The organism is Rhizobium sp. NPDC090275 (assembly GCF_044772225.1).
Classification (GTDB): Bacteria; Pseudomonadota; Alphaproteobacteria; order Rhizobiales; family Rhizobiaceae; genus Rhizobium.
Window position 1 is genome coordinate 63,102 of the sequence record NZ_JBIVYL010000014.1, and the last position, 15,524, is coordinate 78,625.

The window sequence follows — 15,524 nt, forward strand, 5'->3', positions numbered from 1 at the left end:
GGGCGTTTGGTGTTTTGGGAGAAGATGTCGCGGAAGCGGTGAGGCGCCAACCTATTGATCTGGAAGCGCAATACCTCTCTCGGTCGTCATCCTCGGTCTTGTGCCGAGGATCTGCCGACGCCCACGCAACCCGCTACGGCAATGGACAAACCCACCCGCCGGCACCCAAGCCAATTCATCCGCCCCCTTGAATTCCGAGCGACGTGCTTAGATCCTCGGCACGAGGCCGAGGATGACGCCGTGGGGATGCTAACGTCCGGGAAACGTCAGACGAAGGGTCAACCACACTCGCAACGATCGTGGACCAAAAACCCAACCGACACCAGGAAGCCGACATGCCCCATCTCCAAGGCTTCCGCTACCGCACGACCTCAACCACCGACACCCGCCCACCGCTCCTCCTCCTGCACGGCAGCAGCCGCGACGAGACCGAACTTCTGCCGCTGGCGGAAACCGCCGCCCCCGGCTGGCGATACCTGTCGCTGCGCGGCCCCATCCCCTGGGAGAGCGGCTACGCCTTCTTCCGCCGCAACCCCGACCGCACCCTCGATCAGGCTGACCTCGTGCTTCAGACCGAGCGCCTGCACACCTTCATCCAGGCCGCAATCGAGACCGGCCTGATCGCCCGCCCACCCATCCTCCTCAGCTTCTCCAACGGCGCCATCATCGCCGCATCCCTGATGATCCGCGATCCCGACATCGCGGCCGGCGCCATCCTCATCCGCCCGCTCTCGCCCGATCCTGATGCGATCGTCCCGCACATGCCGACCAAGCCCATCCTCATCCTCTCCGGCGACCGTGACAGCCGCCGCTCCCCCGAGGATGCCGTCGCAATCACCAGGCAATTCCAGGCGGCCGGCGCCGACGTCACCAGCCATTCATCACCCACCGACCACAATCTCCACGACGACGAACCCGCCATCATCAAGCAATGGCTCACATCCCGCGTCTTTCCGCTTGCCCACACCCGTCCGCCGCTTTAAGCAGGCCGCCACGCGACAACAGACAACAGGCGACCGGTCTCATGGCAAAATCCGACGGCGATCTCACCCAGCAGCCCTGGCCGCAGCCCGTCATGCTGGCGCTCGAAGAACCCGGCCAGTATGTGACCATCGCAACCACCCAGGCCGCTTCATGGGCGATGATCGAGGACTGGCCGACGGAAGACGGCCCCGCGCTCGACAAGGCGCTTCTCGTCTGCGCCGACGTCATCAAGGGCAAGCGCACCAATGACGACGCCCGCAAGGCCTTCATCGCCGCCGCCATCGAAGCCGGCATTGACATCAAGAAGGATTGAGCCCAATTGGTGCCGACTGGGTAGCAGGCTTCGCCTTCGGCCGACGCTGCTCACCACGCCATTTGCCTTTCCGCAGCCTCCCCATGACGAACTGCTTGAAGTGTTCCGGCGCAAGCACGGTTTCTTGCCGGTGGCGACCCGCGTTGCAGTAACGGCAGGCTGCGACGATGTTCACGGCCGTAGTGCGACCACCGTCCGACCGTGCAATCAGATGCTCCGCCGTGCACATTAGCGGCGAATGCAAGCCGTCATTCCGCATCGTGCAGCCACAATACCAACAAAGCCCGCCTTGCGCGACGAAAGCCCTATTTCTCAGTTTTTGGATTTTTTTCGACATGCAAACTCCTGCGATCATAAGGATCCAGAAGTTGCTCGGCTCATATGAGCGTACCTGCACTCGGCCACCTTGGGTGGGCAACAGACGTGGCCATAAGGCGTTCACTCTGATGTGTGCCAGAGGAGGTTAAGCGAGATGTCGAGAGACAGCAAGCGGATGCTGTGGCAAAGTCCAGGCGGATCCGAGGCGGCGTCACTGAATGAAACATCCTACCGCGCCGCCAGCCTCCACAGCGAAAACATGCACGCACCGCGCGCCAAGTACGGCGCCGCAAACGCTTGATACCCGCTGAGATTGCTCTAATCTTTTCTCTGTCCGCATGTTCACGCCGCCGTTCACACAGCCGAGGGGGCACTGCATGTCGCCTGTTGTCAGCATGATCGCCCAGGAAACAGCGCTTTCCGCCCTGATATCCGCCACCGCCGTCATCGGCTTGCCGAAGTTCTTCGACGCCGACGCGCCGGTCAATTATCCGCTGGCAATCGGCGTCTTCGCACTGATGTCGCTCGCCTTCGCCGCCTACGAACTCCTCGTGCGCCGCCGCTAGTCACCACCTCAAGACATGCCAACCATCGGGACTGTTCGAGTGAGCCCGTCATCCCCCAACACACCCGAGAGCCGATGTCGATTTCAGATGCAATCTACCGCCCCTTCGAGCGCCTGATCCGGCCGCTCGACATCCCCTACCGGCCACTGCCGTCGAAGGGACCGGTCGCCGTCCTCCTGCACTTCATCATGATGTTCCGAGGCGTGCTGATCGCGCTGGCGCTCTCATCCATGGCCATCGAGGCGATGAACCTCACCATGGTCTGGGGCCTCTCCGTCATCGTCGACGGCGTCACGCAAAAGGGCGCGGCACCCTTCCTCCGCGACGAATGGCCGTTCCTGACCTTCCTCGGGCTGCTGATCTTCCCGGCCATGCCGATCGCCTCGTTTCTCGTCAACACGCTGACCTCGCACACGCTCGGCGTCGGCATGCCCGCCGCCATCCAGTGGCAGGGGCACAAGGCGGTGGAGCGGCAGGATCTCGCCTTCTTCCACGATCTCTATGCCGGTCAGGTCGCCTCGCGGCTGCAGCAGGTGTCCTCGGCCGTGCAGCAGCAGATCATCGCGGCCTTCCAGTCGATCCCGCGGTTCCTCTTGCAGATGGTCGGCTCGGTGGTGTTGCTGAGCGCGCTCTCCTGGCAGCTCGCTCTGCCCGCCGCCATCTGGATGGCGCTCAACGTCGCGCTCGCCGTCAAGATGGCCCCCGTCTTCACCGAGCGCTCGCGTAGCACCGCCAAGCAGCGCAGCCTCGTCGCCGGCGCCATCACCGATCTCTACACCAACATGCAGATGATCAAGCAGTTCGCCGCCGAAGACAGCGAGGCCGGCGCGATACGCCGCGTCATCGGCAAGTCGGTCAGCACTCAGCATAGCGAGCAACGCATCTATCGCACCTCCGAGCTCATCGTCGTGGCGCTGAACATGCTACTCTGGCTGGCGTTGGTCTCGATCGGCTTCACCGGCCTCGTGCATCAGTTCCTGACCATCGGCGAGTTCGTCGGCGCCATCTACGTGCTCCACCGCCTATCTGGCCACACCTTCACCTTCCTGCAGATGGGCCAGCAGATCTTCCAGGCGATCGGCACGATCAAGGACGCCATGCCCGTCATGACGACGCCACCCACCATCACCGACCGCGAAGGTGCGGTCGATCTCGACGTCACCCGAGGCGAAATCCGCTTCGACGACGTGAGTTTCGCCTACAAGACCGGCAAACCCGTCATCGAAAAACTCCAGCTATCAGTTTTTTCCGGCGAAAAAGTCGGCCTCGTCGGCCTCTCCGGCGCCGGCAAGACGACGCTGGTGAGCCTCCTCCTGCGCTTCTACGACATCGGCTCCGGCACCATCCGCATCGACGGTCAGGACATCCGCGACATCACGCAGGCAAGCCTGCGTCGCAACATCGGCGTCATCGCGCAGGACGTGGCGATGCTGCACCGGTCGGTCGGCGACAATATCCGCTACGGCCGGCCGGAGGCCGCACGTGCCGAGATCGAGGAGGCTGCGGAAACGGCGAGCGCCGACGCCTTCATCGCCGAATTGCGCGACGCGGACGGCCGCAAGGGCTACGACGCCTATGTCGGCGACCGCGGCATCAAGCTCTCCGGCGGCCAGCGCCAGCGCGTGGCGATCGCCCGCGTTCTCTTGAAGGACGCGCCGATCCTCGTTCTCGACGAGGCGACCTCGGCGCTCGACAGCGAATCCGAGGCCGCGATCCAGGAAAAGCTCGATCTGGTGATGCGCGGCAAAACCGTCATCGCCATCGCCCACCGCCTCTCCACCATCGCCATGATGGACCGCATCGTCGTGCTCGATCAGGGCCGCATCGTCGAACAAGGCAGCCCGGCGGAACTGGCGGAGAGTGACGGCCTCTTCGCCCGCCTCTGGAAACGCCAGACCGGTGGCTTCATTCCCGAGGAGATCGGCTAGATCCCTCCGCACTCACGCCGCAAGCATCAATCGCCATCCCGCCGAGCCACATACTCCGGAAAGGCGGCGGCGCCTCGGCTCAGCGCCTTCGCCATCAGGATCCCGTCATCGAAAAAGCCGTTGCGCGCATAGAAACGTCTTGCGTCCAGGTTGGAAAGAACCGCCGCTATCCGAAACAGCGCGCACGCCTCACGCTCGCCCTCCGCCTCGATCCACGCCATCAGCCGCGCCCCGATCCCCATACCGCGAACATCTGCATCGACCACCACATGGTCGGCCTCGATGTATTTCCCGCACCAGAGCTGCGTGCCGATCCAGAAGCCGGCCACGCCGACCATCCGGCCTTCCACATAGGCGGCAATGCAGCGATAATTGCCCTGCGCGCACATGGCCGAAAGCCGCGCCCGAAACGACGCTTCGTCGAGCGTGTGAACCTGCCGAAACAGGGAATAGATCGTCACGATCTCCTCAAGCCCGAAAAGTTCGCTTATTTCGATATCCGAAGCCACGGCACTGTCTCCCACTGTCAGCCACCCAGCGCCACGGCAATGCCGACCATCATCAGCCCAAGGCACGTCATGGTCACCCCCGCATAAAGCGGCCGCCCGCCGGAAAAGCTCGCCCAGGCATAGCCGGTGAGAAACAGAAGCCCGATCAGCAGCAGATTGCTGACCCTCAACGCGCGCTCTGGACTGTCGATTAGAAAGAATGGGATCACCGCGGGAATGGCCGTGGTCGCGACTAGGAAAAACACCGCCACCGCCGCACGCAGATCGCTTCCCGTCACCGAAACCCTCGATGGTTCGGACCTGATAGCAAGCGCCAGCAGTGATCGATAGAGCGCCTCCGCATCGGCACTATCGACGGCAAGCGCCGTCCCCTCCGTCGGAAACTCGTTGCGGATCACGGCGAGTGCTGAGGCTTCATCCCTGGCGCCCCTGATCTGCCGAAACAGATGCAACCGCCTGCTCCTGAAAAACGTCGTCCCCAGAATGCGCAACACCGCGTCGATAATGCCCCAAGCGACATTGCATCCGAGCGTGGAGAGGATCAGCCCCCGAACATCCAGCCCCTCCTCCTGCATCACCAGCCGCGAGCCCACCGTCCAGGTCAGCGCCATGATCAGCCCGAAGAGCACTTCGGCAAGCGCGTCGCCGGGATCGAGATCGTCGAAGATGGATGAGATCGTCTTCAGCATCACGGCATCGTCCCAACCGGCAACCTCACGCGTCGCCCTGCCGGGGTGCGACGGCAAACTATGGTCGAAATGCCCGATCTCTTCATTGCGCGGGATCAACGGCTATTCATGGTGCGCCTGAAGGAAGCCTCTCGTGAGCCAATGTGATGATGATAAAAACGTGCTTGGCTGCAAAGAAATCAGCAGCTTGGCCGCGTCTTCATCCCCGCTTGCATATCCGATGTCACACTCACCCCGTCCCGTCTTCGGATACACCGGTTGCGTTACCGGCGAGGCGGGACCGGCGCTTTCGGGAAGCCCCTGACGCAGGGTGAAACGAGGGGCGTCGCGGAATGGTCCCGCCAGCGAAGAGTTGGTGTGCGGGTGCGCAGGTCGGTTCGCCGATACCACGCGCCTATGCACATAAGGGACGGCGACTGGCCGACCGTTGAGCCCGAAAGGGTTTTGCGGAACGGCGCCGGGGTGCCGCGGGCGACAGGTCCGCGGAGGCCCTCTCGGCGCCGATCAAGACGGCCCTTCGGGATGCCCGGGGAGCGAAAGCCTCAAGAACAAGAACAATCCCGCGAGCATATCTCTGAAAAGATGCCGACCACCCGGTAAAGGAACCAGGACACGATAGCAGACCGCCGAACGGGGCGCCGGAAGGTGTCAATAAACTAAACTATTTACGAGGCAGCTTTTGGCGCCCCGTCCGATCAGATGCCGTATCAACCGGGGGTAAAACCTGCCGGAGAAAAGTCATGCCGCGGTGATTGCATGATCATCCAAGTAGCGTATATGCCGCCGAACCGAGCGCCACGACACCAAAGGCTATCAGAAGCCAGCTCGTCGCCCGCATGACCTTCGTCGTGAAATTCTCCGACAACCTGTGTCGCGCCAGGCTGACGGCGCCGCTCAGGAAGAACCACCAGGCGAGCGACCCCGCAAACACGCCGCCGACGATTGCAACCGAACTGAAGGGCCTCGTCTCGTCGAGCAGGCCGAAACCGGCGAACAGCGTTCCGAAGGAAAGAATCGTCGCAGGATTGGAAATGGTGAGCAGAAAAGTCGCGACCGTGGTGGCGAGCAGCCCGCCTGCCCGGATCTCGGCCGCCTCGACCGGATCGTGCGTCAGCCCGCGCCAGCCGAGAAACAAAAGCAGCAATCCACCGCCGATCGCCAAAGGCAAGGTCGCCATCGACATGGTCTCGGCAAAGACGGCAATCCCCGTCACCGCCACCAGCGCGTAGCTGGCGTCCCCGATCGCCGTTCCCAAGCCACAGGAAAAGCCGGCCAGGAAGCCGCGCTCCAGCGTGCGGTTGATGCACAGCATGCCGATCGGCCCAAGCGGCGCGGTGATGATGACACCCAGCACGGCGCCCTTGAGAAACAGCAGAAGCATGGGATGCGGTCTTAAACGCTCTGGCGCGCACCGCAACGAAAAAAGCCGCCGAAACCGGCGGCCTGTGACGAAATGCTCAAGACAGAATGCCCGTGAGCCGAAGCCGATGTAAAATACCGGCAGAGATTGAATGGCGGCAAAGAGCGACCGCCTTCGCCCTGTTTACCGCGCCGGCACCACGGCATCGCCGCGCGCGGCCAAGGCAGCAAGATCGGCGGGCTTCAACTCGACCGATTCGCCACAGCCGCAAGCAGACGTCTGGTTCGGATTGGTGAAGGTGAAGCCGGAGCGCAGCGTCGTTTGCTCGAAGCCCATTTCGGTGCCGAGCAGATAGAGAACTGCCGACGGTTCGATCCACACGCTGGCGCCATCGCGCTCGATCAGATCGTCCTTGGCATTGGGTTCTGTGACGAGATCGATGGTGTACTCCATCCCCGCGCAACCGCCCTTCTTGATCCCGACACGAATTCCCTTCGCCTCCGGTCCCGAATTCTCGACGATCGCCTTCACCCGCGCAGCCGCGGTGTCGGTCATGCTCATGACTGCAAAGCCCATAGGCCCATTCTCCTTCCGCAACCGGGGTCAAGGTCCGGTGCTTCCATTACAAATATGTAGTCGCTCCCACGCGATCGATCAACAGGCCGACTTCACCGCATCTGCTTCGGCCAATCGCGAGCGGCATGGATGACGCGCAGGATGACAACATCGCTATCCCGCACTCTATAGACCACCACGTAATTTCCTCGTGGCACGATGCGGACGCTATACTTGTCCGTCGCATATGGAACACCCGAATGCGGATGAGTTGCCAGCAGTTCGAACAGTTCCGTCATGCTGTCCTACCACGCCAGCGCGGCGTGAGGATTGCGTTGTCCGATATAGGATATGATCGCGCGAATGTCGGCCCTCGCCTTGGGTTGAAGGCGATAGGCCATCAATCCTTGAGCCCGAATTCTTTCTCGAATTCCGCGCGTATCTCACGCATCGCCTCGGGCCCATCGATCGGGTCGCCGCTGGCTTCCCCTTCTTCGATCAGCCGCTCGAATTCCTCGGGTGTGTAACCATGAACCAGCCGGTCGGAATGCCACTGATCGAGCGCGGTCAACACGACATCAGCTGTCGAACCGAAGCGGCCGGAGCGGACAGCCGCATCAACGGCATCCGCCATCTCCGGCGTCAACTCAATGCTGATTGTCTCAAGGCGACCCATCGTGTGCACCTCATTGCCAGAAAGCATCATGCTAGTCGAAACGGCCGATCAATACCAGCCGACAGCCACCTGCGCCTCTTCCGACATCCGGTCCGGCGTCCACGGCGGGTCGAAGGTCATCGCCACTTCTACGCCCGACACACCCTCGACGGAACCGACGGCGTTTTCGACCCAGCCGGGCATTTCGCCGGCGACGGGGCAGCCGGGAGCCGTCAGCGTCATCATGATCTTGACCATGCGGTCGTCCTCGATGTCGATCTTGTAGATCAGCCCGAGTTCGAAGATGTCGGCGGGAATCTCCGGGTCGTAGACCGTCTTCAACGCCATGATGACGTCGTCGCTGAGGCGCGCCAGTTCATCTTCGGGAATGCTGGAATGCACGATGCCTTCGCGCACGTCGATCTTTTGTTCGCTGTCGTCCAAACTCATGCGGACCACTCCTTATGCAAAGAACTTGCGCGCATATTCCAGCGCGTCGGCCAAGGCATCCACCTCGGCGCGGGTATTGTACATGCCGAAGGATGCACGGCATGTGGAGGTGACGCCGAAGCGTTTCAAGAGCGGCATGGCGCAATGCGTGCCGGCCCGGACGGCAACGCCGCGCCGGTCGATCACGGTCGAGACGTCATGGGCGTGCAGCCCCTCGATCTCGAAGGAGAAGATCCCGCCCTTGCCCGGCGCATTGCCGATGACACGCAGCGAATTGATGTCACGCAGCCGCTCGGTGGCGTAAGCCGCCAGATCAGCCTCGTGCCTGGCGATCGCCTCGCGACCGATCTTGTCCATGTAGTCGAGCGCATAGCCGAGCCCGATCGCCTGGACGATCGGCGGCGTGCCGGCCTCGAAGCGGTGCGGCGGGTCGTTGTAGGTGACGGCATCCTCGGTGACCTCGAAGATCATCTCACCGCCGCCCTGGAACGGCCGCATCGCCTTCAATCTATCCTTCTTGCCATAGAGCACGCCGATCCCCGAGGGACCGTAGAGCTTGTGGCCGGTCATCACATACCAGTCGCAATCGATATCCTGCACGTCGACAGGCATGTGGACAGCGCCCTGGGAACCATCGACGAGCACGGGAATGCCGCGCTCATGCGCGATCCGGCAAATCTCCTTCACCGGAACGACGGTGCCCAGCGCATTCGACATATGCGTGATGGCGACGAGCTTGGTGTGCTCCGTGAGGCTCTTTTCGAACGCCTCGATATGAAACGCGCCCTCGTCGTCGACGGGAACCCAGACCAGCTTGGCGCCCTGCCGCTCGCGGATGAAATGCCAGGGCACGATGTTGGAGTGGTGCTCCATGATCGAGATGACGATCTCGTCGCCCTCGCCGATATTGGGCATGCCCCAGCCATAGGCGACCGTGTTGATCGCCTCGGTCGAGGACTTGGTGAAGACGATATCGTCCACCGAAGGCGCGTTCAGGAAGCGGCGCACCTTTTCGCGCGCGGCTTCATAGGCTTCGGTAGCGGCGTTGGACAGGAAGTGCAGGCCGCGATGCACATTGGCGTATTCGTTGGAATAGGCATGGCTGATCGCATCGATCACCACCTGCGGCTTCTGGGCCGAGGCGCCGTTGTCGAGATAGACCAGCGGCTTGCCGTACACTTCCTTCGCAAGGATCGGAAAATCCTTGCGAATGGCTTCGACGTCATAGGCGGTTGCGGGCACTATCTTGTCCATCATCTCGTCCGATCAGGCGTGCTTTTCGAGCCAGGCCGAGATCACGCCTTCCAGCGCCTCGACCAGGGCTTCGTTTTCCAGTTCCTCGACGATCTCGGCAACGAAGGCGTTGACCAGCATGGCGCGCGCCTTGTTCTCCGGAATGCCACGGGCCATCAGATAGTAGAGATGGTTATGGTCGATATCGGCAACGGTGGCGCCATGGCCACACTGCACGTCGTCGGCGAAGATCTCGAGTTCCGGCTTCACCGAGAATTCGGCGTCGTCGGACATGAGCAGCGTGTTGCACGCCATCTTCGCGTCGGTCTTCTGCGCGTCGGGTGCGACCCGGATCATGCCCTGAAACACACCCTTGGCGCGGTCGAAGACGACGTTGCGGATGATTTCGGTCGAGCCGGTATGCGGCACGTTGTGGCCGAGCACCATGGTCACGTCGGTATGCGTCTCGGCGCCGAGCAGGTTTATCCCGCGCAGCGTCAGGTCTGCGCCCTCGCCCGTCACCTTGATGTGCAGTTCCTGGCGCACCAGCTGGCCGCCGGCATTGATGACGAACAGCTTCAGCTTGGCATCTGCGCCGAGATCGATGCGGATCTGGCCAAGATGCGTGTCGTCGGCGCCCTGCTGCTGGACGATGATCCAGGTCACTTCGCTGCCTTCACCGACTGCGACGTCGCTGACATGCGAGACCAGTGCCGCATCCGATGCCACCGACAGGTGACGTTCGATCACGGTCGCCTTGACGGCGGAACCGATGCTGACGGGAAGGCGCGTATGCGTCTGACCGCCGGCATGCACGAACTGGATTTCCAGCGGCTCTTCCAGCACGGTCTCGGCGGGCACCTCGATGACGTAACCGTCGCGCACGAAGCTGCCATTGATCCGGCCGACCGCGTCGTCCTTGTCGAGCGCGCCAAGGCCATTGGCGGCCGAACCGTTCGACAGCTGCTCGGCATAGCTCGAGAGAACCAGATCGCCGGCGCGCGCCTTGTGATCAGGACGTCCCTGGATCACTGGCAGCACCGCCGAACCCTCGACCAGCGGATCGCGGGCGTCGGAGCCGGCATCGCCGGCCTGAGCGGGCACGGCGCGCAGCAGCGTCTTCAGGTCTGTGTAGTGCCAGGCCTCGACGCGGCGCGTCGGCAGCCCCGATGTCTTCAGGTCGTCGAGCAGCCGGTCGCGAATGGCGATCACGGCGCCGTCGCCCGGCAGTTCGCCGATCTGGTTGTTGAACGCCTCGATCAGTGCCGCTTCCGCGGCGGTCAGGCGGGTCGTCGTCTGCATGTTCATGCGACCAGTTCCTTTCCGCCTAGATCAGGCCGCCGCTCCGATGATGTCGGCATAACCGTTGGCTTCCAGATCATGCGCCAGCGTCTTGTCGCCGCTCTTGATGATCTGGCCCTTGTAGAGAACGTGAACGGTATCCGGCACGATGTAGTCGAGCAGGCGCTGGTAGTGGGTGATGACGATGGTGGCCCGATCGGGCGAGCGCAGCGCGTTGACGCCGTCGGCCACGATCTTCAGCGCGTCGATGTCGAGGCCGCTGTCGGTCTCGTCGAGGATGCAAAGCTGCGGCTCGAGCAGCGCCATCTGCAGGATCTCGGCGCGCTTCTTCTCGCCGCCAGAGAAGCCGACGTTGAGAGGACGCTTCAGCATCTCGGTGTTGATCTGCAGCTTGGCGGCCGCATCCTTCACGAGGCGCATGAAATCAGGCGTCTTCAGCTCTTCCTCGCCGCGGGCCTTGCGCTGCTCGTTCATCGCGACCTTCAGGAACTGCATGGTGGCGACGCCGGGAATTTCGACCGGGTACTGGAAGGCCAGGAAGATGCCCTTGGAGGCGCGCTCGGCCGGGTCAAGCTCGAGAATGCTCTCGCCGTTATAGAGAATCTCGCCCTCGGTGACTTCGTAATCGTCTCGGCCGGACAGGATGTAGGAAAGCGTCGACTTGCCGGAGCCGTTCGGCCCCATAATGGCAGCCACTTCGCCGGCCTTCACGGTGAGGTTCAGCCCCTTGATGATCTCGGTGCCATCTTCGGCGATGCGGGCGTGCAGGTTCTTGATTTCAAGCATTGTGTTCTTCCTGTTCATGCAGCGGTTTAAAGGACCGCCGAGCACTCAATTGTAATCCGACCACTGCACCGTATCCGGATGCGGCCGATAGGCATTCTCGATGTCATCGATCCGCTCGTAGAGGTCGGCCCAGGTCGGGTTCAAGCTCTCTACCAGCTTGATTTTCCATTCACGCAGATAACGCTTCAAAGACTTCTCCCGCTGTATCGCCAACACGATGTTCGGATGGCGCTCAAACCAGACAAGATTCTTCGCTCGATACTTCCGCGTAAACCCTTCATGCACTTCGTTTCGGTGCTCCCAGCTGCGATCATGCAGATCACTGGTGACACCCGTGTAGATCACCCCGCGCGGCTTATCGGACATCATGTAGACAAAGCCACTCATCCTTACGCCCCTTACGGCCGATCTCGTTTCTTTTGGTCGTCATCCTCAGGCTTGTCCCGGGGATTTAAGCACGTCTCCATTTGTTGCAACGGTTGTAGACAAATCCACTACCGTCGAATTCCCGGTTGGCGGCAGCAGATCCTCGGGACAAGCCCGAGGATGACGCCGAGCGCGAGGCGACCTTGCCGCCACCCCAGAGACGACATCGCGGCAAGGCTACATTCGCCATCGCCAACCATTGTCACCCCTCACCAACCTCTACCACCGTCATCCTCGGGCTTGTCCCGAGGATCTAAGCACGTCTCCGCTTGTCGCAACGGTCATGGACAAGTCCACCACCGTCGAATTCCTGGCCGGCGGCAACAGATCCTCGGGACAAGCCCGAGGATGACGTTGGAGAAAAGCGAAACGCCCAACGCCAATCATCGTCTCCCTGCACCAACTTTTACGGTCGTCATCCTCGGGCTTGTCCCGAGGATCTAACCACGTCTCCATTTGCCGCAACCGTCGTGGACAAGTCCACCACCGTCGAATTCCTAGCCGGCGTCATCCTCGGGACAAGCCCGAGGATGACGCCGTGCGCGAAGCGAGTTCGCCGTCGCACAGTGCCGGCCGCCTCAAATTACCCCACGCTACCCTCAAGCGAGATGCTGATCAGCTTCTGCGCTTCGACGGCGAATTCCATCGGCAGTTCCTGCAGCACTTCCTTGACGAAGCCGTTGACGATCAGGGCAATCGCCTCTTCTTCGGGAATGCCGCGCTGCAGGCAGTAGAACTTCTGGTCCTCGGAGATCTTCGAGGTGGTGGCCTCGTGTTCGAACTGCGCGGTCGAGTTTTTCGCCTCGATGTAGGGCACCGTGTGGGCGCCGCACTTGTCGCCGATCAGAAGCGAATCGCACTGCGTGAAGTTGCGCGCGTTCGATGCCTTGCGGTGTGCCGAGACCTGGCCGCGATAGGTGTTCTGCGAGACGCCGGCGGCAATGCCCTTCGAGACGATGCGGCTCGACGTGTTCTTGCCGAGATGGATCATCTTGGTGCCCGAATCGATCTGCTGATGGCCGTTCGACACGGCGATCGAGTAGAACTCGCCCCTGGAATCATCACCGCGCAGGATGCAGGACGGGTACTTCCAGGTGATCGCCGAGCCGGTTTCGACCTGCGTCCACGAGATCTTAGAACGCGCGCCGCGGCAATCGCCGCGCTTGGTCACGAAGTTGTAGATGCCGCCCTTGCCCTGCGCATCGCCGGGATACCAGTTCTGGACCGTCGAATACTTGATCTCGGCGTCGTCGAGAGCGACGAGTTCGACCACTGCCGCGTGCAGCTGGTTTTCATCGCGCTGCGGCGCGGTGCAGCCTTCGAGATAGGAAACGTAGGCGCCCTCTTCAGCGATGATCAGCGTACGCTCGAACTGGCCGGTGTTCTTCTCGTTGATGCGGAAGTAGGTGGACAGTTCCATCGGGCAACGAACGCCCTTGGGAATGAACACGAAGGAACCATCGGTGAAGACAGCCGAGTTCAGCGTCGCATAGTAGTTATCGGAGGTCGGAACGACCGAGCCGAGATACTTCTTCACCAAATCGGGATGCTCGCGGATAGCTTCCGAGATCGACATGAAGATCACGCCGGCCTTCTTCAGCTCTTCCTTGAAGGTCGTGACGACGGAAACGCTGTCGAAAACCGCGTCGACGGCGATCTTCGGCCGTTCGACGCCGGCGAGGATCTCCTGTTCCTTCAGCGGAATGCCGAGCTTCTCATAGACCTTGAGAATTTCAGGATCGACCTCGTCCAGCGACTTCGGACCCGGCGTCGATTTCGGCGCGGCGTAGTAATAGATGTCGTTGAAATCGATCGTCGGATAATCGACGCGAGCCCAGGTCGGCTCTTCGAGCGTCAGCCAGCGCTTGTAGGCGTCCATGCGCCATTCGAGCATCCATTCCGGCTCCTGCTTCTTCGCAGAGATGAAACGGATGATATCCTCGGACAGGCCCTTGGGTGCCTTGTCCATTTCGATGATCGTCTCGAAACCGTATTTGTACTGATCGACGTCAATCTCGCGGACGCGATCGACCGTTTCCTGGACGGCGGGCATATCGTTCTCCAATCTCGCCGGAGAAAAGGTCCGGCAGCTTGTCGTTCGGGCAATTTTTGTTGCCCCTTATGTAAGTGGCCAAAGGGGACTTTTCAGCCCGAATGGCAAGTGGAAATTTGCGTTTTCGCAAATTTATCAGGCGGTCGTGACGCTTTATCAGGCAATCACGCCGCCTCGCCCGCCGGCTTGCGCCGCGCGGCTATCTTCGTGAATGTGGCGATGGCCCTGGCGATATCCTCGTCCGTCGTCGAAAAACCGAGCGACATCCTGAGCGCCCCCAGCTTGGGATCTCGCCCCATCGCCACCAGCACATGGCTCTCGCCGACCTTGCCGGACGAGCAGGCAGCCCCAGCAGACAGCGCCACACCTTCGAGATCGAAGGCGATCTGCCCTGTCTCCGCCTTCAGCCCCGGCAGCGTGAAGAAGGTGGTGTTGGAGACACGCTTTTGATCCGCGCCGTAGATCACGACATCGGGCGCGGCGTTGCGCATTCCGTCTTCCAACTGCGCGCGCAGAGCGGAGATGCGGGCATTGCGCTCGTCGAATTCCCGCACGGCCACCTCGGCAGCCGCGCCGAAGCCAATGACGGCAAGCGAATTCTCGGTCCCCGAGCGGTGACCCTTCTCCTGCCCGCCACCATGGATCAGCGCCCTCGGCATCAGCACTTCGCCGCGCGACACAAGCGCGCCGGCGCCCTTAGGGCCACCGATCTTGTGCGAGGAGACGATGATGAAATCGGCGCCGAGCGCATTGATATCAAGCGCGATCCGGCCCGCCGCTTGCACGGCATCAACCACAAGCAGACCGCCGTGTGCCTGCACGATTTTCGCCACCTCGGCCACCGGCTGCACCACGCCCGTCTCGTTGTTGACGAGCATGACGGCGACCATCGGCAGGCCGGTCGACTTGTCGTGGCCGGCCAGAAGGCCCTCCAGGTGATCGAGATCGACGACGCCATCGGCCGTCACCGCGATCTCGGTCGTGCGGTCTTTCGCGAAGCGTCCACCTTCGCGGATCGCCGGATGCTCGATCGCCGAATGATAGAGATGGCCGATCGCCATCGGCGTGCGGCCCATGCGGAAATCCGGTGTCAGCACCATGTTGGCAGCCTCGGTGGCGCCGCTCGTGAAGACGACATGGGCGGGATCGGCGCCAACAAGGGCCGCCACCTGACGGCGTGCGCCTTCGATCGCGGCGCGCACCGCGCGTCCCTCGCCATGAACCGAACTTGGATTGCCGAACATATCAAGCGCCCGCAGAACCGCGTCGCGCGCTGCGGGATGCAGCGGTGCCGTCGCGTTCCAATCGAGATAGAGCCGGGCCGGCGCCATGATCTTTTCGTCCTGCGCTTGGTTCTTGCGTGGCAAGCCGGTGCATTTTCCTTGAAAAGTCAGCCG

At 62.0% G+C, this 15,524-nt stretch carries 18 protein-coding genes; 4 read left to right on the forward strand and 14 right to left on the reverse strand.

The window, feature by feature from the left end; all coding sequences use genetic code 11:
- Positions 1 to 335: 335 nt before the first annotated feature.
- Both ACIQUB_RS27700 and ACIQUB_RS27705 read left to right on the forward strand, forming a co-directional pair.
- Positions 336 to 983 carry an alpha/beta hydrolase gene (locus ACIQUB_RS27700; RefSeq protein ID WP_113236652.1) on the forward strand — a complete coding sequence of 216 codons (648 nt, stop codon included), beginning with the start codon at positions 336 to 338 and terminating at the stop codon, positions 981 to 983.
- Positions 984 to 1,024: 41 nt separating this feature from the next.
- Positions 1,025 to 1,297 carry a DUF982 domain-containing protein gene (locus ACIQUB_RS27705; RefSeq protein ID WP_113236651.1) on the forward strand — a complete coding sequence of 91 codons (273 nt, stop codon included), beginning with the start codon at positions 1,025 to 1,027 and terminating at the stop codon, positions 1,295 to 1,297.
- Here ACIQUB_RS27705 and ACIQUB_RS27710 read toward each other — a convergent pair.
- Complete coding sequence (locus tag ACIQUB_RS27710) at positions 1,284 to 1,634, reverse strand: HNH endonuclease signature motif containing protein (RefSeq protein WP_113236650.1); 351 nt, start codon at positions 1,632 to 1,634, stop codon at positions 1,284 to 1,286. The two genes, ACIQUB_RS27705 and ACIQUB_RS27710, sit on opposite strands and share 14 nt — an antisense overlap.
- 358 nt (positions 1,635 to 1,992) lie before the next feature.
- Here ACIQUB_RS27710 and ACIQUB_RS27715 point away from each other — a divergent pair, with 358 nt between their 5' ends.
- Entirely contained in the window at positions 1,993 to 2,181 is a 189-nt protein-coding gene (locus tag ACIQUB_RS27715) for a hypothetical protein (protein WP_113236649.1), read from the forward strand.
- Between the two features lie 74 nt (positions 2,182 to 2,255).
- Positions 2,256 to 4,109, forward strand: a complete 1,854-nt coding sequence (locus ACIQUB_RS27720) for an ABC transporter ATP-binding protein (protein ID WP_113236648.1) — start codon at positions 2,256 to 2,258, stop codon at positions 4,107 to 4,109.
- 26 nt (positions 4,110 to 4,135) lie between these two features.
- On the opposite strand, the gene ACIQUB_RS27725 is transcribed toward ACIQUB_RS27720, so the two are convergent.
- The 13 genes from ACIQUB_RS27725 to ACIQUB_RS27785 all read right to left on the reverse strand — a co-directional run bounded on the left by ACIQUB_RS27725 (position 4,136) and on the right by ACIQUB_RS27785 (position 15,458).
- Positions 4,136 to 4,618 carry a GNAT family N-acetyltransferase gene (locus tag ACIQUB_RS27725; RefSeq protein WP_113236647.1) on the reverse strand — a complete coding sequence of 161 codons (483 nt, stop codon included), beginning with the start codon at positions 4,616 to 4,618 and terminating at the stop codon, positions 4,136 to 4,138.
- Positions 4,619 to 4,635: 17 nt separating this feature from the next.
- Complete coding sequence (locus tag ACIQUB_RS27730) at positions 4,636 to 5,310, reverse strand: VIT1/CCC1 transporter family protein (RefSeq protein ID WP_402934354.1); 675 nt, start codon at positions 5,308 to 5,310, stop codon at positions 4,636 to 4,638.
- Positions 5,311 to 6,067: 757 nt separating this feature from the next.
- Positions 6,068 to 6,688, reverse strand: coding sequence for a LysE family transporter (locus ACIQUB_RS27735; RefSeq protein WP_113236646.1), 621 nt, complete (start codon positions 6,686 to 6,688; stop codon positions 6,068 to 6,070).
- Positions 6,689 to 6,850: 162 nt separating this feature from the next.
- Positions 6,851 to 7,243 carry a Fe-S cluster assembly scaffold SufA gene (gene sufA / locus ACIQUB_RS27740; RefSeq protein ID WP_113011327.1) on the reverse strand — a complete coding sequence of 131 codons (393 nt, stop codon included), beginning with the start codon at positions 7,241 to 7,243 and terminating at the stop codon, positions 6,851 to 6,853.
- Between the two features lie 92 nt (positions 7,244 to 7,335).
- Positions 7,336 to 7,521: a type II toxin-antitoxin system RelE/ParE family toxin gene (locus ACIQUB_RS27745; protein ID WP_113236645.1), complete on the reverse strand. Its 186-nt coding sequence runs from the start codon at positions 7,519 to 7,521 to the stop codon at positions 7,336 to 7,338.
- Positions 7,522 to 7,622: 101 nt separating this feature from the next.
- Complete coding sequence (locus ACIQUB_RS27750) at positions 7,623 to 7,898, reverse strand: hypothetical protein (RefSeq protein ID WP_018902237.1); 276 nt, start codon at positions 7,896 to 7,898, stop codon at positions 7,623 to 7,625.
- Positions 7,899 to 7,946: 48 nt separating this feature from the next.
- Positions 7,947 to 8,327 (reverse strand): SUF system Fe-S cluster assembly protein, encoded by a 381-nt coding sequence (locus tag ACIQUB_RS27755; RefSeq protein WP_018902236.1) that lies wholly within the window; start codon positions 8,325 to 8,327, stop codon positions 7,947 to 7,949.
- A gap of 12 nt (positions 8,328 to 8,339) precedes the next feature.
- Complete coding sequence (locus tag ACIQUB_RS27760) at positions 8,340 to 9,581, reverse strand: cysteine desulfurase (RefSeq protein WP_113236693.1); 1,242 nt, start codon at positions 9,579 to 9,581, stop codon at positions 8,340 to 8,342.
- Positions 9,582 to 9,593: 12 nt separating this feature from the next.
- A complete protein-coding gene (gene sufD, locus ACIQUB_RS27765; RefSeq protein WP_113236643.1) occupies positions 9,594 to 10,868 on the reverse strand; it encodes a Fe-S cluster assembly protein SufD in 1,275 nt (424 codons plus the stop codon).
- A 24-nt stretch (positions 10,869 to 10,892) separates the two neighbouring features.
- Positions 10,893 to 11,648 (reverse strand): Fe-S cluster assembly ATPase SufC, encoded by a 756-nt coding sequence (sufC, locus tag ACIQUB_RS27770; protein WP_018902233.1) that lies wholly within the window; start codon positions 11,646 to 11,648, stop codon positions 10,893 to 10,895.
- A gap of 45 nt (positions 11,649 to 11,693) precedes the next feature.
- Positions 11,694 to 12,035, reverse strand: a complete 342-nt coding sequence (locus ACIQUB_RS27775) for a GIY-YIG nuclease family protein (protein ID WP_113236642.1) — start codon at positions 12,033 to 12,035, stop codon at positions 11,694 to 11,696.
- A gap of 622 nt (positions 12,036 to 12,657) precedes the next feature.
- Positions 12,658 to 14,127 (reverse strand): Fe-S cluster assembly protein SufB, encoded by a 1,470-nt coding sequence (gene sufB, locus ACIQUB_RS27780; RefSeq protein WP_113236641.1) that lies wholly within the window; start codon positions 14,125 to 14,127, stop codon positions 12,658 to 12,660.
- 164 nt (positions 14,128 to 14,291) lie between these two features.
- Positions 14,292 to 15,458, reverse strand: coding sequence for a cysteine desulfurase family protein (locus ACIQUB_RS27785; protein ID WP_113236692.1), 1,167 nt, complete (start codon positions 15,456 to 15,458; stop codon positions 14,292 to 14,294).
- Between the last annotated feature and the right edge of the window lie 66 nt (positions 15,459 to 15,524).

Excerpts from the sequence above, each read along its gene's own strand:
- ACIQUB_RS27710 (WP_113236650.1), bottom strand. The coding sequence starts at position 1,634 with ATGTCGAAAAAAATCCAAAAACTGAGAAATAGGGCTTTCGTCGCGCAA.
- ACIQUB_RS27750 (WP_018902237.1), bottom strand. The coding sequence starts at position 7,898 with ATGGGTCGCCTTGAGACAATCAGCATTGAGTTGACGCCGGAGATGGCG.
- ACIQUB_RS27700 (WP_113236652.1), top strand. The coding sequence starts at position 336 with ATGCCCCATCTCCAAGGCTTCCGCTACCGCACGACCTCAACCACCGAC.
- ACIQUB_RS27715 (WP_113236649.1), top strand. The coding sequence starts at position 1,993 with ATGTCGCCTGTTGTCAGCATGATCGCCCAGGAAACAGCGCTTTCCGCC.
- ACIQUB_RS27735 (WP_113236646.1), bottom strand. The coding sequence starts at position 6,688 with ATGCTTCTGCTGTTTCTCAAGGGCGCCGTGCTGGGTGTCATCATCACC.
- ACIQUB_RS27745 (WP_113236645.1), bottom strand. The coding sequence starts at position 7,521 with ATGACGGAACTGTTCGAACTGCTGGCAACTCATCCGCATTCGGGTGTT.
- sufD (WP_113236643.1), bottom strand. The coding sequence starts at position 10,868 with ATGAACATGCAGACGACGACCCGCCTGACCGCCGCGGAAGCGGCACTG.
- sufC (WP_018902233.1), bottom strand. The coding sequence starts at position 11,648 with ATGCTTGAAATCAAGAACCTGCACGCCCGCATCGCCGAAGATGGCACC.
- sufA (WP_113011327.1), bottom strand. The coding sequence starts at position 7,243 with ATGGGCTTTGCAGTCATGAGCATGACCGACACCGCGGCTGCGCGGGTG.
- ACIQUB_RS27760 (WP_113236693.1), bottom strand. The coding sequence starts at position 9,581 with ATGGACAAGATAGTGCCCGCAACCGCCTATGACGTCGAAGCCATTCGC.
- ACIQUB_RS27755 (WP_018902236.1), bottom strand. The coding sequence starts at position 8,327 with ATGAGTTTGGACGACAGCGAACAAAAGATCGACGTGCGCGAAGGCATC.
- ACIQUB_RS27705 (WP_113236651.1), top strand. The coding sequence starts at position 1,025 with ATGGCAAAATCCGACGGCGATCTCACCCAGCAGCCCTGGCCGCAGCCC.
- ACIQUB_RS27775 (WP_113236642.1), bottom strand. The coding sequence starts at position 12,035 with ATGAGTGGCTTTGTCTACATGATGTCCGATAAGCCGCGCGGGGTGATC.
- sufB (WP_113236641.1), bottom strand. The coding sequence starts at position 14,127 with ATGCCCGCCGTCCAGGAAACGGTCGATCGCGTCCGCGAGATTGACGTC.
- ACIQUB_RS27785 (WP_113236692.1), bottom strand. The coding sequence starts at position 15,458 with ATGGCGCCGGCCCGGCTCTATCTCGATTGGAACGCGACGGCACCGCTG.
- ACIQUB_RS27720 (WP_113236648.1), top strand. The coding sequence starts at position 2,256 with ATGTCGATTTCAGATGCAATCTACCGCCCCTTCGAGCGCCTGATCCGG.